This is a genomic window from Bradyrhizobium sp. USDA 4541 (genome assembly GCF_024171085.1).
Taxonomy (GTDB): Bacteria; Pseudomonadota; Alphaproteobacteria; order Rhizobiales; family Xanthobacteraceae; genus Bradyrhizobium; species Bradyrhizobium australafricanum.
Map to the genome: position 1 here is coordinate 1,992,911 of NZ_JALJZF010000001.1, position 25,259 is coordinate 2,018,169.

The 25,259-nt window shown below is 65.8% G+C and carries 27 protein-coding genes; 15 read left to right on the forward strand and 12 right to left on the reverse strand.

The window, feature by feature from the left end:
* Positions 1 to 21: 21 nt before the first annotated feature.
* The 3 genes from J2R80_RS09255 to J2R80_RS09265 are packed head-to-tail and all read right to left on the reverse strand — an operon-like array spanning position 22 to position 2,780.
* Complete coding sequence (locus J2R80_RS09255; RefSeq protein WP_057018945.1) at positions 22 to 1,038, reverse strand: sugar ABC transporter substrate-binding protein; 1,017 nt, start codon at positions 1,036 to 1,038, stop codon at positions 22 to 24.
* A gap of 42 nt (positions 1,039 to 1,080) precedes the next feature.
* Positions 1,081 to 2,052, reverse strand: a complete 972-nt coding sequence (locus J2R80_RS09260; RefSeq protein ID WP_253588656.1) for an ABC transporter permease — start codon at positions 2,050 to 2,052, stop codon at positions 1,081 to 1,083.
* Between the two features lie 20 nt (positions 2,053 to 2,072).
* Positions 2,073 to 2,780 (reverse strand): TetR/AcrR family transcriptional regulator, encoded by a 708-nt coding sequence (locus J2R80_RS09265; RefSeq protein WP_253590541.1) that lies wholly within the window; start codon positions 2,778 to 2,780, stop codon positions 2,073 to 2,075.
* Between the two features lie 392 nt (positions 2,781 to 3,172).
* Here J2R80_RS09265 and J2R80_RS09270 point away from each other — a divergent pair, with 392 nt between their 5' ends.
* A complete protein-coding gene (locus tag J2R80_RS09270) occupies positions 3,173 to 3,349 on the forward strand; it encodes an MJ0042-type zinc finger domain-containing protein (RefSeq protein ID WP_253606281.1) in 177 nt (58 codons plus the stop codon).
* Between the two features lie 68 nt (positions 3,350 to 3,417).
* Here the strand turns inward: J2R80_RS09270 and J2R80_RS09275 are convergent, their stop codons facing one another.
* The 5 genes from J2R80_RS09275 to J2R80_RS09295 all read right to left on the reverse strand — a co-directional run bounded on the left by J2R80_RS09275 (position 3,418) and on the right by J2R80_RS09295 (position 6,638).
* Positions 3,418 to 4,680 (reverse strand): MFS transporter, encoded by a 1,263-nt coding sequence (locus J2R80_RS09275; protein ID WP_253588657.1) that lies wholly within the window; start codon positions 4,678 to 4,680, stop codon positions 3,418 to 3,420.
* Positions 4,677 to 5,006, reverse strand: a complete 330-nt coding sequence (locus J2R80_RS09280; protein WP_253588658.1) for a hypothetical protein — start codon at positions 5,004 to 5,006, stop codon at positions 4,677 to 4,679. The genes J2R80_RS09275 and J2R80_RS09280 overlap by 4 nt, the downstream gene beginning before the upstream one ends.
* Positions 4,993 to 5,607, reverse strand: coding sequence for an isochorismatase family protein (locus tag J2R80_RS09285; protein ID WP_168857306.1), 615 nt, complete (start codon positions 5,605 to 5,607; stop codon positions 4,993 to 4,995). The genes J2R80_RS09280 and J2R80_RS09285 overlap by 14 nt, the downstream gene beginning before the upstream one ends.
* A 41-nt stretch (positions 5,608 to 5,648) precedes the next feature.
* Positions 5,649 to 6,101 carry a MarR family winged helix-turn-helix transcriptional regulator gene (locus tag J2R80_RS09290; protein WP_057018938.1) on the reverse strand — a complete coding sequence of 151 codons (453 nt, stop codon included), beginning with the start codon at positions 6,099 to 6,101 and terminating at the stop codon, positions 5,649 to 5,651.
* Between the two features lie 222 nt (positions 6,102 to 6,323).
* A complete protein-coding gene (locus J2R80_RS09295; RefSeq protein WP_253588659.1) occupies positions 6,324 to 6,638 on the reverse strand; it encodes a hypothetical protein in 315 nt (104 codons plus the stop codon).
* Positions 6,639 to 6,886: 248 nt separating this feature from the next.
* Here J2R80_RS09295 and J2R80_RS09300 point away from each other — a divergent pair, with 248 nt between their 5' ends.
* From J2R80_RS09300 to J2R80_RS09340, 9 genes are all read left to right on the forward strand, one after another.
* Positions 6,887 to 7,957 carry a sensor histidine kinase gene (locus tag J2R80_RS09300; RefSeq protein ID WP_253588660.1) on the forward strand — a complete coding sequence of 357 codons (1,071 nt, stop codon included), beginning with the start codon at positions 6,887 to 6,889 and terminating at the stop codon, positions 7,955 to 7,957.
* A 49-nt stretch (positions 7,958 to 8,006) separates the two neighbouring features.
* Positions 8,007 to 8,663, forward strand: a complete 657-nt coding sequence (locus tag J2R80_RS09305) for a response regulator transcription factor (RefSeq protein WP_028335911.1) — start codon at positions 8,007 to 8,009, stop codon at positions 8,661 to 8,663.
* Positions 8,664 to 8,823: 160 nt separating this feature from the next.
* Positions 8,824 to 9,189: a hypothetical protein gene (locus tag J2R80_RS09310; protein WP_233442850.1), complete on the forward strand. Its 366-nt coding sequence runs from the start codon at positions 8,824 to 8,826 to the stop codon at positions 9,187 to 9,189.
* A 1-nt stretch (position 9,190) separates the two neighbouring features.
* Complete coding sequence (locus J2R80_RS09315) at positions 9,191 to 10,942, forward strand: OmpA family protein (protein ID WP_253588661.1); 1,752 nt, start codon at positions 9,191 to 9,193, stop codon at positions 10,940 to 10,942.
* Positions 10,942 to 11,442: a GTP-binding protein gene (locus tag J2R80_RS09320; RefSeq protein WP_057018933.1), complete on the forward strand. Its 501-nt coding sequence runs from the start codon at positions 10,942 to 10,944 to the stop codon at positions 11,440 to 11,442. Before J2R80_RS09315 ends, J2R80_RS09320 begins: the two co-directional genes overlap by 1 nt.
* Positions 11,443 to 11,723: 281 nt before the next feature.
* Positions 11,724 to 12,128: a DUF3597 domain-containing protein gene (locus J2R80_RS09325; protein WP_253588662.1), complete on the forward strand. Its 405-nt coding sequence runs from the start codon at positions 11,724 to 11,726 to the stop codon at positions 12,126 to 12,128.
* 77 nt (positions 12,129 to 12,205) lie between these two features.
* Positions 12,206 to 12,490 (forward strand): hypothetical protein, encoded by a 285-nt coding sequence (locus J2R80_RS09330; protein ID WP_253588663.1) that lies wholly within the window; start codon positions 12,206 to 12,208, stop codon positions 12,488 to 12,490.
* A gap of 78 nt (positions 12,491 to 12,568) precedes the next feature.
* Positions 12,569 to 12,988 carry a large conductance mechanosensitive channel protein MscL gene (gene mscL / locus J2R80_RS09335; protein ID WP_057018930.1) on the forward strand — a complete coding sequence of 140 codons (420 nt, stop codon included), beginning with the start codon at positions 12,569 to 12,571 and terminating at the stop codon, positions 12,986 to 12,988.
* Positions 12,989 to 13,038: 50 nt separating this feature from the next.
* Complete coding sequence (locus J2R80_RS09340) at positions 13,039 to 13,206, forward strand: hypothetical protein (RefSeq protein WP_168857300.1); 168 nt, start codon at positions 13,039 to 13,041, stop codon at positions 13,204 to 13,206.
* Between the two features lie 40 nt (positions 13,207 to 13,246).
* Here J2R80_RS09340 and J2R80_RS09345 read toward each other — a convergent pair whose 3' ends face one another.
* Entirely contained in the window at positions 13,247 to 14,065 is an 819-nt protein-coding gene (locus J2R80_RS09345) for a class I SAM-dependent methyltransferase (RefSeq protein ID WP_233475585.1), read from the reverse strand.
* Positions 14,052 to 14,516, reverse strand: coding sequence for an Rrf2 family transcriptional regulator (locus J2R80_RS09350; RefSeq protein ID WP_253588664.1), 465 nt, complete (start codon positions 14,514 to 14,516; stop codon positions 14,052 to 14,054). The genes J2R80_RS09345 and J2R80_RS09350 overlap by 14 nt, the downstream gene beginning before the upstream one ends.
* A 317-nt stretch (positions 14,517 to 14,833) precedes the next feature.
* Here J2R80_RS09350 and J2R80_RS09355 point away from each other — a divergent pair, with 317 nt between their 5' ends.
* Entirely contained in the window at positions 14,834 to 16,924 is a 2,091-nt protein-coding gene (locus tag J2R80_RS09355) for a tetratricopeptide repeat protein (RefSeq protein ID WP_253590542.1), read from the forward strand.
* Positions 16,925 to 16,931: 7 nt separating this feature from the next.
* Here the strand turns inward: J2R80_RS09355 and J2R80_RS09360 are convergent, their stop codons facing one another.
* A complete protein-coding gene (locus J2R80_RS09360; protein WP_253638401.1) occupies positions 16,932 to 18,662 on the reverse strand; it encodes an ATP-dependent Clp protease adaptor ClpS in 1,731 nt (576 codons plus the stop codon).
* Positions 18,663 to 18,972: 310 nt separating this feature from the next.
* Between J2R80_RS09360 and J2R80_RS09365 the strand changes: the two genes are divergently transcribed.
* The 3 genes from J2R80_RS09365 (at position 18,973) to J2R80_RS09375 (ending at position 23,426) form a co-directional block, all read left to right on the forward strand.
* Complete coding sequence (locus J2R80_RS09365; RefSeq protein WP_253588666.1) at positions 18,973 to 21,318, forward strand: mechanosensitive ion channel family protein; 2,346 nt, start codon at positions 18,973 to 18,975, stop codon at positions 21,316 to 21,318.
* 343 nt (positions 21,319 to 21,661) lie between these two features.
* Positions 21,662 to 22,762: an LLM class flavin-dependent oxidoreductase gene (locus J2R80_RS09370; RefSeq protein ID WP_076831185.1), complete on the forward strand. Its 1,101-nt coding sequence runs from the start codon at positions 21,662 to 21,664 to the stop codon at positions 22,760 to 22,762.
* Positions 22,763 to 22,871: 109 nt separating this feature from the next.
* Positions 22,872 to 23,426, forward strand: a complete 555-nt coding sequence (locus tag J2R80_RS09375) for a flavin reductase family protein (RefSeq protein ID WP_057018925.1) — start codon at positions 22,872 to 22,874, stop codon at positions 23,424 to 23,426.
* A gap of 213 nt (positions 23,427 to 23,639) precedes the next feature.
* Here the strand turns inward: J2R80_RS09375 and J2R80_RS09380 are convergent, their stop codons facing one another.
* Complete coding sequence (locus J2R80_RS09380; protein ID WP_057018924.1) at positions 23,640 to 24,116, reverse strand: hypothetical protein; 477 nt, start codon at positions 24,114 to 24,116, stop codon at positions 23,640 to 23,642.
* A 383-nt stretch (positions 24,117 to 24,499) separates the two neighbouring features.
* Between J2R80_RS09380 and J2R80_RS09385 the strand changes: the two genes are divergently transcribed.
* A complete protein-coding gene (locus J2R80_RS09385) occupies positions 24,500 to 25,255 on the forward strand; it encodes an SDR family oxidoreductase (RefSeq protein WP_253588667.1) in 756 nt (251 codons plus the stop codon).
* Positions 25,256 to 25,259: the final 4 nt, after the last annotated feature.

Here is a 25,259-nt window from a genome sequence, read left to right on the forward strand (position 1 = left end):
CGTCGAGCGGGAATGGTTCGACTATTTTTTCAGGTCACTGAGATTCCAGCACGCGGTCTGGCTGTCCGCGTTCTCTTTGGTGATCGGAATCAGCGTCGTGTATTCCGACCCCTTGATCGAGCCGGCCTTGGCGCCCGACGACAGCAGCCATTTGATCGTGCCGGCCATCTGCGCGGCCTGGGTGGGCACGTCGTAGCTCATGTTGAGATCGAACGCGCCGGACTTCACCAGCTCGCAGGCGCCCTTGCGCTCGCCGCCGCCAGAGGTCGCGACGAACACCTTGCCGGTCAGGCCGGCTTCCTTCACCGCAGCGGCGGTGCCGATGTCCATGCCGTCCCAGAAGCCGACGATGCCGCAAAGATCAGGATTCTGCTTCAGCACCGTCTGGGTGATCGCCTTGGCCTTCGCGGCATCCCAGTCGGCCGCCTGGCTCGAGACCACCTTGATCTCCGGATGCTTGGCAAGCACGTTCTCGACGCCCTTGAGCGTGTAGGCGCTGGCGGCCGCCGAGAGCGCGCCCTGCACGATGGCGATCTTGTTCGACTTGCCCTGGCAGGCCTTCACCACGGCTTCGGTGTCGCGCTCGCCGATCTCGATCCAGTTGGCGCCGACAAAGGCCGACGAGCGATAGGCCGATCCCATGTTGATCTGGATGACGTAGATGCCTTCGTTCTCGGCGCGCTGCAGCAACTTGGCGTAGGTCTGCACGTCCGGATTGTGGATCACCATCACGGCGGGCTTCTCCGAGATCAGCGAGGTCACTGCCTGCGCGCCGGCATTGGTGTTCCAGTTGGGATCGCGGATCTCGAACTTCACGCCGAAGGGCTCGAGCTCCTTCTTCATGCCGGCGTACCAGCCTTCGGTGAGGTCGAAGTTCATGGCGACCGGAACGTAGGCCACCGTCTTGCCGGCGAGAGCTTCCCTGAACGGCTTCTGGAACGGCTCGTCCAGGCCCTGCTGGGCCAGAGCCGGGGCGGCGATGGCGGCAAGCCCAAGCGCCGCGGCGATCACCTTTGCAGTGCTGACAGCGTATTTCATTGCTTCCTCCTTGGTCGTGATTGAATGTTCTTGTGGCTTGGTTCAGATGTCGCCCTGCTGTGCCGTTTCTTCGTTGCGCGGATTCAGGAATGAATCCGTGATGACGGCGAGCAGCAGGACGACACCCTTGACGAGATTTTGTCCGGCGTAGGAAATGTCCATGATGGTCATGCCGTTCAGCATGGTGCCGATCAGCAGCGTGCCGATGATGACGTTGAGCACGCCGCCGCGGCCGCCCGACAGGCCGATGCCGCCGAGCACGACGACGAGGATGACGTCGTAGATCAGGGTCGAATTGAAGATGCGGGTCGGCATCGAGTTGACCGATGCCGCCATCACGAGGCCCGCGAAGCAGCCGATCAGCGCCGCGACGACGTATTGCAGCACGATGATCGGGCGCGAGGGGATGCCGGTGACGCGGGCGGCGTAGGGATTATCGCCGATCGCGTAGATATAGGCGCCCCAGCGCGTCTGGCGCAGCAGGAACGCGACCACGACGCAGGCGATCGCGAACATCACGATCGAGGTGGGAATGCCGAGGATGGTGCCTTGTCCGAGCCGCTCGAAGCCCTTCATGCCGTCGCTCCACTGCACGACGTCGAGCTGAAACAGCGCGGCCTGCCCGAGGCCGGCGAGCAGCAGGCCGGTCGCCAGCGTCGCAAACAGCGAAGGGACCTCGGCATAGGCGATCAGCCAGCCATTGACCAGGCCGAACGCGATCGTGAGCAGCACGGCCGTCACCAGCGCGGTCGGCAGCGAGTGGCCGTTCTGCACCATCTGCAGCACGAGCCCCGGCGGCACCGCGAGCGCTGCGATCAGCGAGATGTCGATGCCGCGCCCGATCACGACGATCGCCATCGCAAGCCCGAGGATGCCGAGCACCGCGACGTTCTGCAGCAGCGTCAGCATGTTCTCCGGCGTCAGGAAGCCGCGCAGGAAGATCGAGAACGCCAGGAACAGCACGGCAAAGACGGCGAAGACGATCTCCTGTTGATTGAACCGCAATCGCTTCATTGCCTCGTCCTTCCTTGCGTCTATAGGTGCGCCGTCTGCCTGGATCTGGTGCGGGAGCCGGTCGCGACACGGCCGGGCCGCGTCCTGGCTGCGACCGCAGCGTCGACGAATGCGCCGACGGTGTTGATGTAGGCCTCGATCGAGGTGCCACGTCTGCGGTACTTGGCGCGCTTGACGTACCAGTCCTGCAGCAGCGGCTTGATCAGCGATGCCGTCAGCGTGACCTGATCGATCGTGAAGACGCCGCTGGCGACGCCCTGCTTGAGGACGCCGGCGATGATCTTCTCGGTCATCACCTCCATCTCGATGGCGCGCTGGCGCTCCGCCGGCGGAAACGACTTCGCTTCCATGAAGCAGAACACGAACCAGGGCTGCATCGCCTCGCTCATGCGGACATGGGTCGCGATAATCCAGTGCAGATGCTTGCGCGCATCCTGCTTCACGTCGGCGGGCGGCGAGTTGAGGACCTCCGCCACCGTTTCGGCGACCTCGCCGAGGATCATCGACAGCAGCGTCGGCTTGCTATCGAAATACGTATAAAGGCCGCCCATGCTGAGGCCCGAGGCTTCCGCGAGCTGGCGCAGCGTGGTGGCGTGAAAGCCGTGCTTGTTGGAAAGCATGAGCGTGGCGCCGATGATGCGCGTGAGATTCGGAACGGCAAGATGGGTTTTCTGGACCCGGATGGAATCCCGATGACGTTCGAGGATGCGCGCGCAAAGCACGTCCATCGCGAACGCATTCGCCGTCCCCGGTCGCTGACGCGCGAGACCCACGTTGCCTCCCTAGCTATGCTCCCGGACCATTTCATTTTGTTGCTGGTCCGGGCTGGGGCTTTATGCCCTTGCGTAATTCCTAGCCCACGAAATGGCGCCCGGAAAAGGGGGATGATGAAATTTTCTGAGAGAGCGCTCGCTCGTTTTTTGGTCCGCAGCCGTGTTGCCCGGCTTGGGCGCGTCGTCGTTCCGGCCATCGTCGGGAACTTTGCGCGCTGAAAGCACAGCACAAATTCCAGGTAGTCTGGTCGACCAGCACGCCGGTTAGACGGGCGTCACATTCCGATGATGGGCGTGTGGGAAGCTCAAGAGCGCAACGGCTTGCTGATTCGATGCGAAAATCTGACGTGACGTGCCCCCATTGCCAGGCCGGCTATCGCCGGATCGAACTGACGTCGAAAGGCGGCGCCGCGGGTGAGTTTCGCTGCCTGGTGTGCGACCACATCATCGAGCTGATGGATGGTTCGACCGACGTCGCCTTTCGGCTGACCGTGCAGCCGGGCAAGACGTCCTACGCCTACTAGCGTTTTCGGTTCGCGTGAAGGACACGTGCTCAAACACAGGGTAGCAGCGCCGGTCGGTGGCGCCATGCTCAACGCTGCTGCGGCAGGTTGACCTCGCTCCTTCGCGCCTCCTGGCTGCGGCGCTCGGCTTCGCCGTCCGATCGGGACAGCATGCCGATCGCCACGATCGCTGCGGCAAAGCCGGCCGCGGCGCCGACGCCGAGTGCCCAGCGCGGGCCGAGGTGATCGGCGACCCAGCCGACGATCGGCGCGCCGATCGGCGTGCCGCCGAGCGCAACGCCGAGCCGCAGCGCCATCACCCGTCCGCGCATCGCCGGCTCGGTCGAGAGCTGCATCAGCGCGTTCGAGGTGTTGGTGACGGTCAGCGCGGCGACGCCGATCACGACCAGCGCCGCGGCGAACAGCCAATAGCTCGGCGCCAATGCGGCGAGCGTGCAGCCCAGTCCGAAGATCGCGGCGCCCAGCATCAGCGAGCCGAAGCGCGGCTCCTCGCGGCTCGCGGCCAGCAGCGCGCCCGACATCGTTCCGAGCGCCATTATCGACGACAGCAGGCCGAAGCCGCGCGCGTCGGTGTGGAACACGCCAACCGCCATGGTGGAAATGAAGATCGGAAAGTTCAGTCCGAAGGTCCCGATCAGGAACAGCATGATCAGCGTCGCCCTGAGATCGGGCCGCGACCAGACATAGTGGAAGCCCTGCATCACGCTGCCCTTGGTGCGATGGGCGCGCGCGTTCGGGCGCCGCTCGGAGGTGCGCAGCAGGGTCAGCGAGGTCAGCACCGCCAGGAACGATGCGCCGTTGAACAGGAACGCCCAGCCGGTGCCGACGGAGGCAATGATGAGGCCGGCGACGGCCGGGCCGATCATGCGGGCGGCGTTGAACGAGGTCGAGTTCAGCGCGATCGCATTCGACAGATTGGTATCGCTGACCAGTTCGGCGACGAAGGTCTGTCGCACCGGGGCATCGAGCGCCGCCGCGCAGCCGAACAGGAACGCGAAGGTGTAGACGTGCCAGAGCTGCACCAGCCCGGTGACGGTGAGGATGCCGAGGATGAGTGCGAGCGCGCCCATCGTCGCCTGGGTCGCCATCAGCAGTTTGCGCTGGTTGAAGTGATCGGCGGCAAAGCCGGTCCACGGCATCAATAATAGTTGTGGCCCGAATTGCAGCGCCATCACGATGCCGACGGCGGACGCGCTGTGATTTGTCAGCTGGGTGAGAACCAGCCAGTCCTGCGCCGCGCGCTGCATCCAGGTGCCGATGTTGGATACCAGCGCGCCGGCCGCCCAGACCCGGTAGTTGAAGCTCGCGAGCGATCGAAATACGCGTCTCATGTTCTCTGAGGTTCATTCCCGCCGTGAAACCGCCCGAACCGCCGCGCCAGGAACAGGCCGATCAGAAGACCGCCGAGCCCGAGCGCTGCAACGTCGCTGGTGGTTCGCAAGCCAAAGTCGCCGACGCGGCAGACCAGAAGATATCCGACCGCGAGGTTGAAGAAGCCCCACACGATGTTGACGGTCGATGAGGACAGGCCTTCGCCGGGCGGTTTGGCGAACGGGCTCTGGAACGCTTCGCCCATCATGCCGGCGACGACGTGGGGGATCGCATTGGTGAGAAAGACGCCGCCGAAGAAATAGGCGACGAGATCAAGCCAGTTCATGCGAGTTGGTCCTTTCAACGAGATCGATGATCGCCTGCGTCGAGCCGGTTTCGCCAAGCCGCGGGAACACGTGCTCGATGCTGTATTCATGTGCGTGCGACCGCGCATCGGTCATGGCGTCGATTGCGAGCGTGACGTTGAAGCCCGCCTCATAGGCCTGTCTCGCCGTCGATTCGACGCCGCCCGCGGTGGCGACGCCGGCGATCACGACTTGCGTGACGCCGCGCGCTCTCAGCAGGCTTTCGAGGTCGGTGCTGGCAAATGCGCCTCGCGTTCGCTTGGTCACAACGATGTCGCCGGGCTGTCGGTCGAGCTCCGGAATGAGATCGGTCCATCCGTCGGGAAGCGGGCCGCCAAATGGATTTCCAATTGGATTTCCAATTGGATTTCCATGGCGCGGCGCCTGCTCGGTTCGTCCCGGCGAGCTGCCGTCGACATTGACCAGCGCGACCGGCAGACCGTGCCGTCGGAACGCAGCGCCAAGCGCGGCCGCGCGAGCCACGATGTCGCCGATCGGATGGGCGAAGGGCCAGCCCATGAGGCCGCTTTGTAGATCGATGACGATCAATGCGGTGATCGGATCGAGCGTGGTCAGGGCCATGGTCGTTACCTTTCTCGCAAGCTGTCGCGGCGCAGCCGGCCTCAATCCTCGACCAGCCGCTTCAGCAAGCCGACGGCGGCGGCGAGTTCGTCCTGCTCCCGCGCCGACAGCCGCGCGGCGATGGTGCGCGACAGCCAGTCCTGCCGCGCGGCGCGGCCGGTGCGCAGCCGCTCGCGGCAGCTATCGGTGAGCGACATGATGGTCTGCCGGCCGTCGTCCGGATCCGGCGCGCCGCGGACCAGGCCCGCAGCCTCGAGCGCCGATATCGCCGAGCTCATCGATTGCGGACGCATACCCTCCGATCGCGCCAGGCTGGACACGGTCGCGGGGCCATCCTTTTCGAGGCGAAGCAGCACCGCGACCTGGGAAGGCGGGAGGTCCTCGCGCTGACCCTGCTCGCGAAGCCGCCGCTTCAGCCTTCCAATCAACAGGCGAAGATCTTCGGCCAGCGCGGATGTGCGCGCCGAGCCGGGGCGGGCCGGTACATTGCTCATGCCCGATCGGATAGCATATATGAAGGTAAACTGTAAAGATTATCTTCGCAGTTTATCTGCATACGTGTCCTGCTGCAGCCAACCGGCTGGTCTGACGCTGCTCGCGGCCGGAGTCGGCGCGGCACGCGACAGCGCCCGCGCGTGCGTGACGCCGGCCAGGTCTCAGCGAAGAAATGAAATGGACGGTGAGGGCTTCGAGCGCCTCAGCGCAATGGCGCGCGCTTACTCGGGCGCAGCGTCGCTGCTTGCCGCGGCCTCGTACATCTCGCGCGCGCGCCTGGTCACGGCCGCATAGCGCGCCGTCGCGCTGAGGCTCATCAGGCCGGCGCGCACCAGTCCGAGAATGGCGCGTCGGGAGTGGAATGGTCCGGTCTTGCTCGCGGCATATCCGCGCGGATAGAGTTGCAGGCGGCCGGCGAGCGCTTCCTGCAACGCCTCCTTCTGGGTCGCGCTCAGGCGACGGCGCCGCGCGGGTTTGCTTGCTTCCGCCAGCATGCGCAGCTCGATGCCCGACGGTTTCCGTGGTGCGCCCTTCATTGTCAGCTCACATTCCGGCCGACTGGCGCGACCTTTCGCGAGGCCCGGCGCCCGGCCGGCATCGCCATGGACGCCGGCATGTGGCACATCATGGCTTGCGCTGTTGCTCATTCGTGAGACAGAACCGCATTTCGAGCAGCCGCGGCATCTGACGAAGGTCAGGACCGGTTGTGACGAAAGTCATATTCGTTTGCGACCGCTGCCGGCTTACGCCAGAGTGGGCTGCTCGCTGAGCTGATGGGCAACGCATGATCGATCTGAGCGCGGATTTGCTTGCGGCCGCAGAAGCCGACGTCATCGGTCTCGCCGTCATCGGCGCCGATCGAAGCATGCAGCGGAAGATCGGCCGGCTGGTCGAGTGGCTTCCCGAAACCGGCGTCGATTGCTGCGAGTGTGTGTTGCTGGTCGGCATGGAAGCCGAGTTGGCGGCGCTTGCCAGCGGCCAGCGGGACATGATTGCGCTGGCCGGTGTGCGTGGCGCGTCGCCTGACATCACGCAGCCGATGACGGCGGTCGTGCTGTGGAACGGCGCGCAGTCGCATTACTTCGTCATTGCCATGCCGGATTTTGCCGGCCGTCAGGTCGAAACGCTGCTCGGCAGCGAGCGCCGCGCCCGGCGCCTGATGGAGCAGCAGCTCGAGGCGGCGAGCGCGGAGGTGCGCTTTGCCTCGCTGGCGCGGACGCGGCTGCGGCTGGCGCGCGATCTGCACGATACGCTGGTGCACTCGATCGTGGCGCTGCTGACCCAGATCCGACTGATCCGGCATTATTTGTCGGCCGATCCCGCCCGTGTGGCGGACAGCCTCGCGACAGCTGAAGATGCGGCCGCGAGCGGCCTGAACCGCGCACGCGAAGCCATCGATCGCCTGCGCACGCCCGACGATCTGAAGCTTGATCCCGACGTCGAGGGGCTGCTCAGCGACTTCGCCGCGCGCAGCGGTGTCAGGGTGTCGATCCAGATCGACGAAGCGGCGCGCCCCGGCTTGCGCGATTGCGGCTTGACGGTTCAGCGCATTCTCAGCGAGGCACTGCGCAATGTTCAGACGCATGCGCAGGCGCGCCGCGTCTTCTTTCACGCCTTCGACGAGCCGGCCGCGGTCGGCCGCAAGCTGATTGTCGAGATCCGCGATGACGGCCGCGGCTTCGATCCCGCGATCCCGACGCCAGGACATTTCGGATTGATTGGCATGGCCGAATTTGCTGAACTTGTCGGCGGCAGCTGCGCGGTGGAGAGCGCGCCCGGGCAGGGAACGCTGGTCCGGATCTCGCTCCCCGTGGCGGTACCGCCGGCAGCGTCTGCCGGCGTGCTGGCCGATTGAATTCGTTGCCGCGCATGCAACACGTTTTCGAGAGGATGACGGAAAGCCCGTGAGCAGAATTGAGAAGATACGGGTGCTGATCGCCGAGGATCAGACGCTGATCAGGGAAGGTATCGCCACGCTGCTCGCCCAGCAGAACGACGATTTCGAGATCCTTCCCGGCGCGGCCGACGGCGAGCAGGCCATCGAATTCGCGCGGCGCTATCGGCCGGATGTCATCCTGATGGATCTGCAGATGCCGCGGGTCGACGGCATCGCCGCGACCCAGCGGATTCTCCGCGAATTGCCGCAGACCCATATCGTGGTGCTGACGACGTTCGAGACCAACGACCTGATCTTCGAGGCGGTGAGCGCAGGCGCCAAGGCTTATCTCTTGAAGGACGCCAGGATGGAGGAGATCGCCTCGACCATCCGCGCGGTCATCAACGGCCAGTCCGGGCTTTCGCCCGGCGTCGCCGCGCGCATCCTCGACGAGTTCAAGCGGCTGCGCGGCCCGCGCGTCTCGGCGAAGCTGCCGGTTCGCGACGGGCTGACGGCGCGGGAGAATGAAATTCTTACGCTGATCGTCGAGGGCAAGAGCAACACCGAGATCGGCGAGCAGCTGCATTTGGCCGAAGGAACCGTGAAGAACTATGTCAGCACGATTCTGGAGAAATGCCAGGTCAAGAACCGTACAGAACTCGCAATAAAGGCAATAACTTACTAGAAATAATTGGCCGTGATCGCACAACCACGCGGTTGATCCGGCTGAGATTGCTCGCCTTTCTCTGGGCCGCGCCCGCAAAATTGGCTATAGGGTTGTTTCGGATTTGCTTTTTGACACCGCAGGTCCGGATTGCGCGGCTACGAGTAAGCGGGAAATGACCATGAAGGGTATCGAGCGCCAGACCAAAGGTACGGACGGACCGGCGGACGCTGCGGCGGCCGGCAACGGCGTGGATCCGGCGGCGCATGGCATGGCGGCGATCGATCAGGTTCGCGACCTGCTGTTCGGCGGCGCGCAACGTTCGCTCGAGACCAACCTCTCGGGTCTGCGCGAGGAGATGCAGGCATCGCTCAAGCAGATGCAGGCGGACTTCACTAACGAGCTCACCGCGCTTTCTGCGCGGCTCTCCGACCTCGAGCGGGATACCGAGCAGAAGCGGCTCGACTCGCTGAAGGATGTCGGCGCGGCGATCACCCAGCTCGGCTCGGTCATCAGCGGATTGGGATCCGGCCGCACGGGCAAATAGCATGGCAGCTGCTGCCGGCCAGAACCGCGAGATCGAGCAGCTCAAGACATTGCTGTTTCAGCCCGAGGCGACGCGCCTGACGTCGCTGGAGGCCGACCTCGACTCGCTGCAGCGCTATGTCGGCAACGCCGACCGCCTGGAGACGGCAACCGCGGGCATCCTGGTCGAGGCGCTGGAGCGCGCCGAGGTCAACCGGCCGCGCGAGCTCGCCAGCGCGATTGCGCCGGTCGTGGTCTCGGCGATCCGCAGCGAGATCAAGAACTCGCGCGAGCAGATGATCGAGGCGCTCTATCCGATCGTCGGCCGGCTGGTCAGCGCCGCGGTGGCGAATTCGTTCAGGGAGCTGGTTGCCTCGCTCGAGCAGCGCATCAATGCGTTGACCTCGGCGCAATTGTGGGTCGGCCGCGTCAAATCGCTGGTGACGGGACGCCCGATCAGCGAATTCGTGCTCGCCGATCAGCCGCCGCAGATCAACCGGCTCCTGATCATCGAACGCGGCAATGGCCGCCTGATCGCGGACTGGAAGCGCGATGCGACCGCCGACGAACGCGCCGACCTGCTCAGCGCGATGGTCGCGGCGATCCTGGAGTTCTCGGTGCAGGCGCTCGCCGGCGAAGGCAATCTGCAGACGCTCGATTTCGGCGGACGACAGCTCGCGCTGCGCGCCTCGCCCCGCTTCATTCTGGCGGCGGAGTGCCTGGGACCGTTGCGGCCAGCCGACAATGCCAGGATCAACTCGCTGTTCTTCGATGCGATCGAGCGCATCGACCGCGGCGCGGATTGCGACGGGCCGATGCTGGCGTCGCTGGCAGCCGCGATCGAGACCGACGATACGCCACGGCGGATCGCGAGCCGGCGCGGCAAGGTGATCCTGTTCGCCTTGCTCGCGGCCGTGGCCGCGCTGCTGCTCTGGCTTGCCGCGACATCGGTGACGCGCGGCCTGTTGGAGCGGCGGACCCAGGCGGCGCTGGGACAGCTCGCCGCAAAGCAGCCGTTGCTGGCCTCGTTCCCGCTGCGGCTCGACTTCGATCACGGCAGCCGAAGCGTGGCCGTTTCAGGCATCGAGCCGAGCCAGCTGGAAACCGCGCCGTTGATCGATGCGCTCGCCGCGGCCGCGGCACCGTACAAGATCGTCAACCACATCGGTCTGGTGTCCGCACCCGAGCAAATCGCGGCATCGCAGGCCGGCATCGCGGGCCTGCAGCAGAGCCTGACGCGGCTGCAGGCGAGCCTCGACCAGATGCGCGAGGCGATCGGTGCGCAGGCGAAGTCGGGCGACCAGAAATATGCCGCCCTGACCGAGCAATATGACAGGCTCGGCGAGCAGTATGCCAAATTGGCCGAGCAATATTCGAAGCTGCAAGCCGTCGCCGACGGTCCGGCGGCGCGGCTCGACCGCTTCATCGCCAGCACCGCGATCTTCTTCGCGAACAATTCAGACGAAGTCCTCGACAACGACCAGGCCGAGCAGCAGCTGCGCGAACTCGCTGGACTAATGGCGAACAACGATCTCAGGCTGCGCATCGTCGGCTATGCCGATCAGAGCGGCACGGAAGGTACCAACCGGACGCTGGCGCGCAAGCGGGCCGAGCAGGTCCAGCGCAGGCTGACCGCGCTCGGGGTCGATTCGTCGCGGCTGATTTTGGTTTCGCGCGCGGCGACGATGCCGATCACTGACCGGGTCGACTCCACCGTCGGCGGTAATCGCCGCGTGGCGTTCGAGACGGTCTATCGAGGCGAAGTGGCCCGCTGATGCTCACCGCGAAAGTCATGCTGCTCGGCGATATGGGGGTCGGCAAGACGTCGATCCTCTATCGGCTGATCTACAACCGGTTCGAGGGCCAGTACAAATCGACGCTGGGCGTCGAGATCCTGAGCCACGACGTGGCGCCGGCGGATGGCAGCGATCCGATGCGCCTCGTGCTGTGGGACACCGACGGCGATTTCGGCACGCAGATCTTCGACACGGTCTATGTCACCGGCGCATCCGCCGCCATCATCGTGTCCGACGTCACGCGGCCGCAGACGGTGACCCGCATGGTGGAACTGGTCCGCGGCTTCGAGGAGCGCTTCCCCGGCCGGCCCTACCGGGCGCTGCTGAACAAGATCGATCTGCCGGAAGCCGCGGGCAGCGCGGGCGCGATTGCCGGGCTTGCGAAGTCGAGCGTCAAATCGGTCAGCGCCAAGACCGGCGTCGGCATCGCCGAGAGCTTTGTCGAACTCGCCCAGACCATCCGCCGCCGCCAGCTCTAGTAGCGACAACGCGCACACGTCTGTGTCAGCCGCCCCGACTTCTCGGGGCTGGCGAATCGGGCCGGGACGGCTGACTTCATCGCACGTGGGGCGTACGATGAAAGGCTCTCGCGCGGCCGCAGAAAGCCGCACGCTTTCTCCGCCGACAGCACCACGCCGTCCCACACTCCGATAGTGACGATGGTCATCTTCCGCTCGGCCAATGGCCTGCCTATCGTCCGCCCCGTCACCGGAAACAGCCACGGGACGAACGGTGTCTCGGGCGCACGGAGCGAGAGATCATGAGCATTTTTGGAAGCATCATGGGTGCAATCTTCGGCCACGGCGCCCAGGCCAAAACCGCTGAGAGCACAACGGCGGCCGCGCCCGGCGCAGCGCCTTCGACGTCGACGGCTGCATCCGCTGCGCCCGGCACGGCGGCGGCACAATCCGTCGACGTCGCCGCGATCGTCGACAAGGCGGCCGCGGCCACCGGCGAGAAGCTCGACTGGCGCAGCTCGATCGTCGACCTGATGAAGGCGCTCGGCCTCGACAGCAGCCTTGCGGCGCGCAAGGAGCTCGCGAAGGAGCTGCACTACACCGGCGACACCAGCAACACCGCCACCATGAATGTCTGGCTGCATCAGCAGGTGATGGCGAAGCTCGCCGCCAATGGCGGCAAGCTGCCGGACGACATCAAGACCTGACGTCCCGCCTCGAGCCGTGCGCGGCGCTCGCGCCCGAGCGGTTCCGAACGATGTCTATTGCGTGAGGAGCAGTTGCGATGACCTCATCTCATCCTGCCATCCTGAACAGGCCGCGCGCTGGTGTGGTGCGGTCCGTCGCATTGGTCGGCGCGGCACTCGGATCCGTCGCGCTGACGCTCGGCATCCTTGTCGCCACCGCCCGCGCGGATAACGCCCGCGACGAGCCGCGGTCGGAAAATGCGAATGTGCAGCGCCGCGCGCAGAACCCGCCGCCGGCGCGGGTCATCCTGCCGGCGCCATGGGAGCAGGCCGCGCCTGCGCAGCCAGTCGCGGCGCCCGCGAAGCCGGCCGATCGCAAATAGTCTTTCGCCCCCTTGGAGCGGCCGGCGATCCAGTCGCCGGGGCGTGCCACCGCATTCATTTGGAAAACAGGAGATCAGATGCTGAAGGAATTCAGGGAATTCGCCATGAAGGGCAACGTCGTCGATCTCGCCGTCGGCGTGATCATCGGCGCGGCATTCGGCGCGATCGTCTCGTCGATGGTGGCCGATGTCATCATGCCGATCATCGGCGCGGTCAGCGGTGGGCTCGACTTCTCCAACTATTTCACCGCGCTTTCGAAGTCGGTGACCGCGACCAACCTGGCCGATGCCAAGAAGCAGGGCGCGGTGCTGGCCTGGGGTAACTTCCTGACGCTGACGCTCAACTTCCTGATCGTCGCCTTCGTGCTGTTCATCGTGGTCCGCCTCATGAACCAGCTCAAGCGCGAAGCGCCCGCGGCGCCGGCCGAACCGCCGAAGCCGACCAAGGATCAGGAGCTGCTCACCGAGATCCGCGATCTCCTCAAGTCACGCGCGTAGCAATCGCTGCGAATGCCACTGCGTACAGCCCCCAGCTCTGGAGCCTAGCCATGCCAGATCAGGTCAAGCTGCCCCGAAAATTGTCGCAAGAGCCCGGCGGTGCAGAGCCGCTACGGCCGAGCCACCGGCGGGTCATCGAGGAACTCGATCGCTGGGCCAACAGTCCCGGCCTGCAGCCGCCGAGCGATGAAGAAAAGCCGGACGACGACAAGCGCTAGGCGGCCGTGACCTCGCATGGCCGGATCGCGGCCGTTTCGGTCAAGCCCGCCGGGCCGTCGCGATCAGCGCGGTCGACGGAATCGCGAAGCTGTCGCCGACCCGCCTGCGCTCGATCTCGGCGCGGAAGGCGCGCGCGACTGCGGCGCTCTGGTCGGCATCGAGCCCGCTCCAATGCGGCATGAACTCGAACAATTTGTCGACGTCGGCGGGATTGGCGACATTGAGCTTGAAGTCGTGGGTGATCTCGGCAATCGCCGGATCGGAGAAGCCGGCGGCGATGAGCGCAGCGGCGAGGCGGTCGGGGTCGGCGAGCTCGGCGAGGCCCGTGCACGGCATCGGCGTGACATTGTCGGGATAGAGCCGCCGGATGATCTGCGAGAGCAGGAGATGCACGGCGGCGCCATCGGCGCTCTTCCAGACCGCAATCGCCGCCGATCCGCCCGGTCGCGTCACCCGTGCCATCTCGCAGAGGCCGGCGCGCCAGTCCGGAAACAGCATCACGCCGAACACCGACACTGCCGCGTCGAAGGCGGCATCCGGCAGGTCGAGCGCCTGGCCGTCCATCTGCCGCGCCTCGATATTCGCCACACCATGCGCGCGGACACGTGCCACCATGCCGGCGGAGAAATCGATCGCGGTGACTTCGGCTCCGGTGCGGGCGGCGGCCAGCGCCGCGGCGCCCGTGCCGGTGGCGACGTCGATCACCCTGGATGACGGGTCGATCGGAAGCGTTGCGACCGCGGCGTCGGCGAACAGTGTCGTGAACGGCTGCGACTGCGCCTCATAGGCGGCGACCATTTTGTCCCAGTGCGCGGGATCGTTGTACGGCAGAGGTTTCGCCTGCTCACTTGACTGCATGAATCTGGTCCTCGAGATTTTGTCTGTGTTTGGCGAGCCGGCGCTTGAAATCTTTCGCGAGCGCATCGAGCGTCACCGCGCCGAGCCGCTTCAGGAACAGCGCCTCGACCTCGCGAAACGTGTCTCCGAGCGCGTCGTTGACGGCCTGTTCGACCAGGCAGCCGGGATTTTCCGAGCGATGGCCCATCGCGACGATCGTGGGCGCGCCCACCGCGCGATAGATGTCGGCAAGCGTGATGTCGGAGGGATCGCGCGCCAGCGTCCAGCCGCCGCCATGGCCCTTCTCCGAATGCACGAGACCCTGCTCGCGCAGCCCCGCCATCACACGGCGCACGACCACCGGGTTGGTGGCCATCGCCTGCGCAAGTTGCTCCGACGTCACCGGCTCGCCGGCCCCGATCATGTGGAGCAGGCCATGCAGGACACTGGACAGGCGGCTATCGCGGATCATGTAACGTCATATGTTACATGAAGCGGCGGCCGTCAAGGGGGGCTCCTGGTCGCCCTCCTACCTCCCCTTGAAAAGGGGAGGTCGCTTTGCTCGCCAGAGCAAAGCGGGTGGGGATCAGCTCTCTCCACTTGCAGCGTCGTCCGCGGCTGACCCCCATCCCGACCTTCCCCCTTTCAGGGGGAAGGAGAAGATCAGCCTGCGCCCGGTTGTGATTCTTCAATCTGGAATAGCGTGCCGGATTTCGCGGCGTCGCCCGTTTAATCCGCATCGGGGTCGTTGGCAGGGGCGGTATCGTGGGCAGCGTGGCGGTCGATCGGATGTTGCGGGATGCGGTGGCGCATTATGGCGCGGGCCGCGCGGCGGAGGCCGGCACGCTGTGCGGCGACATCCTCATCGCCGATCCCGACCATGTTCCGGCGCTGCATCTGTCCGCCGTCATCGCCTTCGTGACCGATCGTGCCGCGGAAGGCGCGGCATTGCTCAACCGGGTGTTCAACCTCGATCCGGACCATGCACCGTCCTTCGCCACCCTCGGCGATGCGCTCGCCGTGAAGGGCGAGCACGAGGGCGCGGTGGCGGCGTTCGAGCGCGGCGTGACGCTGCGGCCGCAGGATGCCGGCCTGTACATCAAGCTCGGCGTCGCATTGTGTGATCTGTCGCGCTTCGACGAGGCCGAGGCCGCGTTCCGGCGCGCGATTGCGCTCGATGGTGGCCTGACGCGGGCGCGGTTCAACCTCGCCGTCGCGCTGGCCGGGCAGCAGCGACCGGTCGAGGCGGAACAGGCCTATCGCGAGGTGATCGCGCGCGATCCGGTCTATCGCGGCGTCTGGCTCAACCTCGGCAATGTGTTGAGCGATCAGAAAAGGCACGAAGCGGCCGCCACGGCCTATCGCCGCGGACTTGCCGCGGATCCTGACAATGCCGGGCTGCATTGTGGCCTTGGCGCCGCGCTCTATCGCCAGGGCTTGCTGGAGGATGCGATCCTGCACTACCGCCGCGCGATCGCGCTCGATCCCGGCAACCTCGCGCCGCAGCGCCTGCTGGCGATGGTGCTGCACGAGGCGGGCGAGCGCGCGGAGGCCGTCCGCATCTACCGGCAGGTCTCGGCCCGCGACCCGTCCGATCACGTTATCCTCAACAATCTCGGCGCCGGCCTGTTCGAGCTCGGACAGGTCGACGACGCCATCGCCTGCGCCGAGCTCGCGCTCGCGCTCAAGCCGGACTACGCCGCCGCGCACACCAATCTCGGGATCATCTTCGAGGCGCAGAATCTGGTCGAGGCGGCGGTCGCGGCGCATCGGCGCGCCATCGAGCTCGACCCGCTCTATGCCAAGGGCCACGCCAATCTTGCGGTCGCGCTGCGCAATGCCGGCGAAATCGACGCCGCGCTGGTGGCCTCGCGCCGCGCCATCACGCTCGATCCCACGCAGCCACTGGCGCATTACAACCACGCCCATTTCCTGCTGATGAACGGCGAGTTCGAGGAGGGGTTCGAAGAGTATCAGTGGCGGCGCAAATCCAAGATGCTCAGCGACGGCGATCCGGTGTTCGACGAGCCGGAATGGCAGGGCGAGCCGCTGGCGGGACGCACGCTGCTGCTGTTTGCCGAATATGGACTCGGCGACGCCATCAATTTCGTCCGCTATGTGCCGATGCTGGAGGGCAGGGGCGGTCGGATCATTCTGCAGGTGCAGCCGGGGCTGGTCGCGCTGCTGCGGCCGATGCTGCCCGATGTCGCGGTGTTCGCGCGCGGCGAGCCGCTGCCGCCGTTCGATCTGCAACTGCCGCTGCTGAGCCTGCCGCGGATCTTCCGCACCACCGTCGAGACCATTCCCGCAGCGATATCCTATCTGCGGGCGGATGCCGGCAAGCTCGCGCGCTGGCGCGAGGCGCTCGCCGGCGTGACCGCGCTGAAGGTCGGCGTGGTCTGGGCCGGCAATCCCAGGCACAAGGGCGACCGCCAGCGCTCGCTGCCGGCGGACGCCGTGCTGCCGCGGCTGGTCACATCGGGCGTGCAGCTGTACAGCCTGCAGAAGGAGCCGCGGCCGGACGATGCTCCGGTGCTGCGGGGCCTTGGCGCCGACATCATCGACCTCGCGCCGACGCTCGGCGATTTCGCCGACACCGCGGCAGCCTGCTGCGCGCTCGATCTCGTCATCGCCGTCGACACCTCGGTGGCGCATCTCGCCGGCGCGCTCGGCCGCCCGGTCTGGATGCTGTGTCCCTATGCGCTCGACTGGCGCTGGCTGCGCGATCGCGCCGACACGCCCTGGTATCCGACCATGCGGCTGTTCCGCCAGGACAGACCGCAGGCCTGGGATCGCGCGCTGGCGCGCGTGTCGGACGAACTCGCGCGGCTCGCCGGCGGAGAGCGCGAGTTGCTGTTGCCGGCACGTTTAGTGCGTTGACCGGCCATCACCCCGCACTCATCCCCTGCGCGCCGCCGAGCAGCTTCACGTTGAGCCGGCCGCCGTCGAACAGCATCTCGTTCAGCGCTGCGCCGATGTCGTCAGCAGTGACATCCTGGCCTCCCCCGCGGGCGATGCTGGCCTGAGCGATGCGGCGCATCAGCTCCTTGATGAATGCGGCGCTGACCCCGGCGGTGCGCTGCACCGCTGCGTCAACCACGGGCGGTTCGAGCGGCAGGCCCTTGCCGTACAGTCGGATCAGCTTGCCGCGCCCGGTCTCGTCGGGCACCGGCACCTCGATGGCCTGGTCGATGCGGCCGGGCCGGCCGGCCAGCGCGCCTTCCAGCTCCTCGGGCCGGTTGGTGGTCAGCACGAACAGGATGTCGCAGTCCTCCTTCAGGCCGTCCATCTCGTTGAGCAGCTTGTTGAGCAGCGATTCCTCGCACGGTCCGCCCATGTCCTCGCGGTCGCGCGCGATCAGGTCGACATCCTCGATCACGACCATGGTCGGCTGCAGCAGCCGCGCGAGGCTCATATAGGCGCCGAGCAGGCCGACCTGCTCGGCGGTGATGATCAGCGTGGTGTGATCCGGCAGGTTGGTGGCGAGATAGCGAATGGTGTGGGTCTTGCCGGTGCCGGGCGGGCCGTAGAGCAGGATGCCCTTGCGGGTCGACTGCCCGAGCTTGCGCAACAGATCGCGGCTTTCGACGAAGTCGAGCACGTTGCGGTCGAGCAGCCGCAGCGTCCGGTCCGGCAGGATCACGTCATCGCGCGCGACCGTCGGCAGGCGATGCACGGTCACGCCGCGGGCGCGGCCGCGATAGTCGGCGGCATCCTCGAGCGACAGGATCTTGCCGCGATAGGATCGTGCCGCGTACACGGCCGCTTCCAGCTCGGCAAAGGTCCGCTGCACCAAGGCGTTTCCGGCGACGCCTGCGGGCACCGCGAGCTCGATCCGCAAGCCCGGCTCGGTCTGATAATCACGATGGTAGCTGAGCAGCACCGCGTAGCGCAGCTCTCCGGTTTGGCATAGCCACAAGCCATTGGTCAGGCATTTCACCGACTCAGGCTCGCCAACGTCGACGTCGTGATACTGCGGCGGCGCGATCGGCGGCGCGTTGCGGCTGTTCTCCATCAGCGAGGCAATCGCGAGGGTCTCATAGCGGTGTTGCTCATGAATGCCGAAGAAATGGATCGGCACATCGAACAACCTGTCGATCGCGATCTGAACGTCCGCTCGCATGTGACCGGGAAATTGTCGCGACCGGGTCATGATCTGATTGCGCGGCGTCCCGGCAAAATGCCAATCGAGCGCCATGAAGGCATATCTGAACTCCTCGCTCGGTAGATTTTCCGAGCTTGCCCGCGCGGCGATCAGGCAGTTGCCGCACAGGCAGACTGTCCGGCGGATGAGAAACACGTCGGTGACGGGCTCCAGCGCGCCACAGAGATCGCACGGCCGGGCCGCGTCGGCGGCCGATGCGGTGATCAGCAATGGATGCCCGTTGTTGCGGATCAGCTGTTGGGCGGACTCCAGCAGTGCCTTGGCCACCGTCGCGGGATAGGGGCCGCATGCGAATCCGTTCTGGGCCTCGATTCGCGCGGTGACGGCAACAGCCTCTTTCCGGGACTTGCCGAATACCGTGCGCAGCAGGTTGCGCATGAATTCTATCGGTGTCTCGTCGTCATCATGGATGAAGAGCCTGACCGGACCGTTCTCGGCAAAAACGTCGTGCATGAAACCCCCGAAACGCAATTGGGAACAAAAGAACAAAGTAAGAACATCACGGCGGCTCCTGCGCGTCAAGCGAAAGATTCTGCGGTCTCACCCCTGACGTGTAGTGAGCCGGCCGGGAACGCGCACTGGAAGTGTAAACGCGGCTCAACGCCTGTGACGATTGTGTTGCGGTAAATGCCAAGAGATGGCCGTCACAGCGGCAAACTTCCGACACACCATCGGGGCGAAAAGGAGTATCCGACATGGCGCGAGCGCGAGAGCAGATTCCTCCCAAGGGTTTGCGGTCGCGCAGTTATTTTATGAGGCCCTCGTGTCGCACAAACTTCGCCTTGCGCTGCTTCTCGTCTTCACCTTGTTCGTCTCTCCCGCGCTGGCGCAGCCGGCCGCCAAGCCGGCGCCGCCGCAACCCGCTACCGGCGACGCGCTGACGCCCGAGCAGGCGAAACGTGCGCTCGACACGCTGCAGGACGACAAGAAGCGCGGCGAGATCATCAACACGCTGCGCGCCATCGCCAATGCCTCGCCGCAGGCGGCGGCCCAGCCGGCGCCTGCGCCGGAGCAGCATTCGCCGATCCCGCTCACCGCCGACAGCCTCGGCGCACAGCTGTTGCTGATGGTGTCCGAGCAGGTCGGCGAGATGTCGCGCGAGGTCGCCGACGTCGCGCGCACGCTGACGCATTTCCCGGCGTTCTACTACTGGTTCGTGCGTACCGCCAACGATCCGGTCGCCTATGGCCTCTTGATCGATATCGCCTGGAAGCTGGCGCTGGTGTTCGGCTGCGCGCTGGCCGCCGAATGGGTGGTGTTCCGCCTGATCAAGCGGCCGGTCGCGTTCCTGGAAGCGCGGCTGCCGCAGACCGCGCGCATGCCGGTGCAGACGCTCGCCATCGTCGATCCGCCGTCGTCGGTTGCCGACGTCACGCCGGCGCCCGAGTTGCAGCGGCGCCGGCTCAGCCTGGCGCGGGCCTGGCAGTCGCTGGTCCGGCTGCCCTTCGTGCTTGGGCGCCTTTTGCTCGAATTGCTGCCGGTCGTCGTGTTCGGCGGCATCGCCACCGCGCTGCTCGGCACCGAGATCGGCGATCAATCGACCACGCGGCTCGTGATCCTGGCCGTCGTCAACGCCTATGTGTTCTCGCGCGTCTTGATTTGCGCGGTGCGCGCGCTGGCGGGGCCGTTCGGCCTGTTCCGCGTCCGTGCCGAGACCGCGGCCTATATCGAGATCTGGGCCCGGCGCATCGTCGCCGTCGGCGTCTCCGGCATCGCCTTTGCCAATGTCGCGCTGCTGCTCGGGCTGCATCGCGCCGGCTATGCCGCGCTGATCCGGCTCGTGATGTTGGTCGTGCATCTGTTCGTCGTCGTCATCATCCTGCAGTGCCGCCGCCAGGTCGCCGACGCCATCCGCGCGCCGGCCGATCGCACCGGGCTTGCGGCGCGAACGCGCAACCGTCTCGCGGCGCTCTGGCATGTGCTGGCGATCGCGCTCGACCTCGCGCTGTGGGCAGTGTGGGCGCTCAACATCCGCAACGGCTATTCGCTGCTGCTGCAATATTTCGTCGGCACTGTCGCGGTGCTGCTGGTTACCCGCCTCGTCACCATGGTGGTGCTGAGCCTGATCGATCGCGGCTTCCGCATCAGCCCGGAGTTGATCCAGCGCTTCCCAGGACTCGAGACCCGCGCCAACCGCTATCTGCCGCTGCTGCGCAAGGTGGTCACGGCAGTGATCGCCTTCATTGGCTTCGTCGCGCTGCTCGAGGTCTGGGGCGTCGATGCCATCGTCTGGTTCTATGGCGGCCAGATCGGAAGCCGCCTGATCTCGGCGCTGGTGACGATCGGCATTGCCGCGCTGGCCGCGGCCGTGATCTGGGAAGTCGCCAATGCGCTGATGGATCGGCAGATCGAGACCCTGTCGCGCGACGGGCATTACGCCCGCGCCGCGCGCTTGCGCACCTTTCAGCCGATGCTGCGAACCGCGCTGTTCTGCATGATCGTCGCGGTGGTCGGCCTCACGGCGCTCAGCGAGATCGGCGTCAATGTCGCGCCGCTGCTGGCCGGCGCCGGCATCGTAGGCATCGCGATCGGCTTCGGTTCGCAGAAGCTGGTGCAGGACCTGATCACCGGGCTGTTCCTCCTGATCGAGAACACCGTGCAGGTCGGTGACAACGTCACGGTGTCGGGCCTCTCGGGCGTGGTCGAGAACGTCTCGATCCGCACCATGCGGCTGCGCGCCGGCGACGGCTCGGTGCACGTCGTGCCGTTCAGCGCGGTGACGACGATCACCAATTCCAGCCGCGGCGCCGGCAATGCCGCGGTCAGCGTCAACGTGTCCTACAAGGAGGACACCGACCGCGCCGGCGAGGTGCTGAAGGACATCGTCGCCCAGATGCGCCAGGAGACGGCGTATCGCGCATTCATTCGAGGCGACCTCGAATTGTGGGGCGTCGACAAGGTCGACGGCTCGGTCGTGACCATCGTCGGCCAGATCCGCTGCACCGATAGCGGCCGCTGGGCGGTGCAACGCGAGTTCAACCGCCGCATGAAACGGCGCTTCCAGGAGGAGGGCATCGAGATCGCCTCGATGGGCCAGACCATCCTGATGCAGCTTCCTCCACCCTCCGAGCCCGATACCAACGCCCAGCCGCGCCGCGCTGCGGGCTGATCCGGCGCGCCCCGCTTTGCGGGGAGGGGTCGAATTCGAGCGAAGCTCGAATTCGGGTGAGGGGGAGTCTCCGCGAGAGTATCTGCTTCCGTGTGTGCGAAGGCAGCCCGAGCCAACCAGCGGGAATGCTTGCCGGCGCGTCTCATGGTTGCGACACGTCTCGCGACGGTGAGACGCCGCTAGCCTTGCCAAGCCCGCTGACCGGCGCGCAGCCGGCCGAAATCCGGCCGTTCTCACCCATTCCCTGCGACTTCCTCCGCTGGCACAGCGCTTGCTGATCGTCATGCAATGCGCGGCAAGACGCATTGCACGACTGAACCCAACGCGAACGAAGGAAACGCACATGGAGCTTGGATACTTCACCATGCCCTCGCACCCGCCGGAGTGCGGATTGAAGGAGGGCCACGACTGGGACCTGCAGACGCTGCGCTGGCTCGACGAGCTCGGCTACCAGGAAGCCTGGATCGGCGAGCATCACACCGCACCCTGGGAGCCGCACCCGTCGCCCGACCTGCTGGTGGCGCAGGCGCTGCTGCAGACCAAGAATCTGCGCATCGGGCCCGGCGGCTTCCTGCTGCCGTATCATCATCCCGCCGAGCTCGCGAACCGCGTTGCGATGCTCGATCATCTCTCGAACGGGCGCCTCAACTTCGGCGTCGCGGCCTCGGGCCTGCCCAGCGACTGGGCGATGTTCAATGTCGACGGCATGTCGGGCCAGAACCGCGACATGACCCGCGAGGCGCTCGAGATCATCCTGAAGATGTGGTCCGAGCCGGGACCCTGGACGCACAAGGGCAAGTACTGGACAGTGAGCAAGCCGGACACGATGTTCGACTTCCTCAAGCCGCACATCAAGCCGTTGCAGGGGCCGCATCCGCCGATCGGCGTCGCCGGCCTGTCGAAGAATTCGGACACCTTGAAGCTCGCCGGCGAGCGCGGCTTCATCCCGATGAGCCTCAACCTCAACCCGGCCTATGTCGGCAGCCACTGGGATTCGGTCGAGGCCGGCGCCGCCAAGACCGGCCGCAAGCCGAGCCGCAAGGACTGGCGGCTGGTGCGCGAGGTGTTCGTGGCGGATACCGATGAGGAGGCGTGGAAGCTGTCGACCGGCGACATGATGGGCCGGATGATGGGCGAGTACTTCCTGCCGCTGCTCGGCCATTTCGGCTTCAAGGACTATCTGAAGCACGCGCCCGACGTGCCCGACAGCGACGTCACCGTCGAATATTGCGCACGCCGGAATTGGATCGTCGGCTCGCCCGCGACCGTCACCGAGAGGATCGAGAAGATCTACCGGGAGGTCGGCGGCTTCGGCGTCCTCTGTGTGTTCGGCTTCGACTACAAGCACAAGCCGGAAGCCTGGCGGCACTCGCTGGACCTGCTCAAGAACGAGGTGATGCCGCGGCTCAAGCATCTCGGAGCCGAGTTCGAGAAGGCTGCATGACAGCTGCGCGGGGTGCGGGGCTTGCCTCGCACCCCGCCTCGCATATCTTGAACGAAGTGTTTTTACCGAAGCATGATCCGGCGGATCATGCTCAGACAGGGTTTGCGGCATGACGGTCGACGCACAGAGTTTCAAGCAGGCGATGCGCCATTGCGCGGGCGCCGTCGCGCTGGTGACGGTCGGCTCGGAGACCGGGCAGCGCACCGGCCTGACCGTGACCTCGGCCTGCTCGCTGTCGGACAATCCGCCCTCGGTGCTGGTCTGCGTTAACCGTAACGCCAGCGCGCATCAGCGCATCCGCGAGGAGCGCCATTTCGTCATCAACTTCCTGAACGAGGACCACGCGCTGCTGGCGCTGACCTTCTCCGGACAGAAGGGCGTCAACGGCGACGACCGTTTTGCGTTTGGGCGCTGGACCACCGGCGCCACCGGCGCCCCGGTGCTGGAGGATGCCGTCGCGGCGTTCGACTGCGTGCTGGCGCAGGAGCTCGAGACCAAGACCCATTCGATCTTCATCGGCGAGGTCCAGCACGTCCGCGCCGCGACCACAGTCGACCCGCTGATCTATCTGCGCTCCGGCTTCCAGAGCGTGCGCAACATCCATGATCCGGTCGAGCTCGGCGACGTCGATGCGCGGCGTGTGAGCTGGAACGAATTTTCCTGAAACGTACTGACATCCGCGAGGCGGACGGGTCCAGGTACCCGATCCTCTCTCAATCGTTTGAGAGCTGTCGGGCTGCGTCGCCTTGAGGGCGCAATGCTGACGACCCGTCTTGCACGCGTTTGATGGCTTTGGCCCGGCCGTGCGACCGCTGGCCGAGCCAACGCTCATGTGAGGCGTCGCTGTCCTTGCCGTGGTCCCGCGGACGCTGCGCTGCTATGACCCCGGCGTTCTCACGACCAGTTTGATGTTCAGAAGATTGACCCCCTTGAAGGGGTTCGGCGCGCTTTCGATCGTTCCTGTGCCCGTTGCATTCGCATAAGCGCCCGTGCCCGAAAGGATCGTATATTCGCCGTTTGATTTTCCGTCCTTGATCGCGCCGGTGTAACGCGCGGTGATCGCGCCTTCCTCGAACGTGTAGGTGCTGTAACCGTAATAGGAGCCCGAGCCCTTCAGCATGTCTCCTGAATGGACGAACTCCTTCACCCCGATATGGCCATCACTGAAGATGGCGACACCAAAGAACTTGCCGGAAACGACCGTCTGCCCCTCGACGTTTGCTGCCTCGATGACCTTGACGTCGACAGGCTTGGTGACGAGCTTGAACTCGAGCACCTTCTCACCCGCTAACGCGGTCGACCCCGCAACGACGATTGCCACGCTGGAAACGAAAAAGGTGATAAAATTCCGCATAGACTCCTCCTGCGTTTGCTGAAATCAAATCAAGGAGTGCACAGCGGGCTATACGTCATGCCCAGCATTTGCGTTGCAGCACGAAAGAGAGCCCGCGGTTATATCCCGGCAGCGGCCGAAGCTTTCGGTACCCCAGCACGCTGGCTGGAACGCACGCATTAGTCTACGCGACGGTAGGAGGTTCAGCAAGCGTAGACACCAACGGCTCATGCTCGTCAGACGACGACAGACTCCGCGACATCAGAACAGCCGTGGCGTGCTATAGTGTGGTTGCGTGCGAGAGAGCGACACAAGAGGTCGCGCGACGTACCAATGACGATTGCCGCCGGCAAATCCGGCAAAGCATGTCTCAAGAAACCTCGTCACCGACAAGGAGTATCACCATGAAGATCGTTGTGATCGGCGGTACCGGACTGATCGGCTCAAGGACCGTTGCCATTCTGCGCCAGCGCGGCCATGACGTCGTCGCCGCCTCGCCGAAGAACGGCATCAACGCCATCACCGGCGAGGGGTTGAAGGGGGCGCTGGCCGGCGCGGCCGTCGTGATCGACCTCGCCAATTCGCCCTCGTTCGAGGACAAGGCGGTGATGGAATTCTTCGAGACCTCCGGCCGCAACCTGCTGGCGGCGGAGAAGCCGGCCGGCGTCAAGCACCATGTCGCGCTGTCGATCGTCGGCACCGACCGGACGCCCGAGAACGGCTACTTCCGCGCCAAGGTGGCGCAGGAGAAGCTGATCGAGGCGTCCGGGATTCCCTACACCATCATCCGCGCGACCCAGTTCATGGAATTCGTCGGCGCGATCGCCGATGCGGGCGCAGTCGGAAACACGGTGAGGCTCTCGCCCGGCCTGTTCCAGCCGATCGCGGCGGAGGACGTCTCCGCGTTCGTCGCCGATATCGCGCTCGAGCCGCCACGCAACGGCATCGTCGAGATCGCAGGTCCCGACCGCGCGCCGTTCAACGAGATCGTGGCGCGCTATCTGAAGGCAAAGGGCGACCCGCGCGAGGTGGTGAAAGACCCTGACGCGCTTTACTGGGGCGGCCGGGTCGAGCAGCACTCGCTGGTGCCGCTCGGCGAGGCGCGCCTCGGCCGCATCGATCTGAACGAATGGCTGCGCCGCGCGCGACCGGCGGCCTGACGGT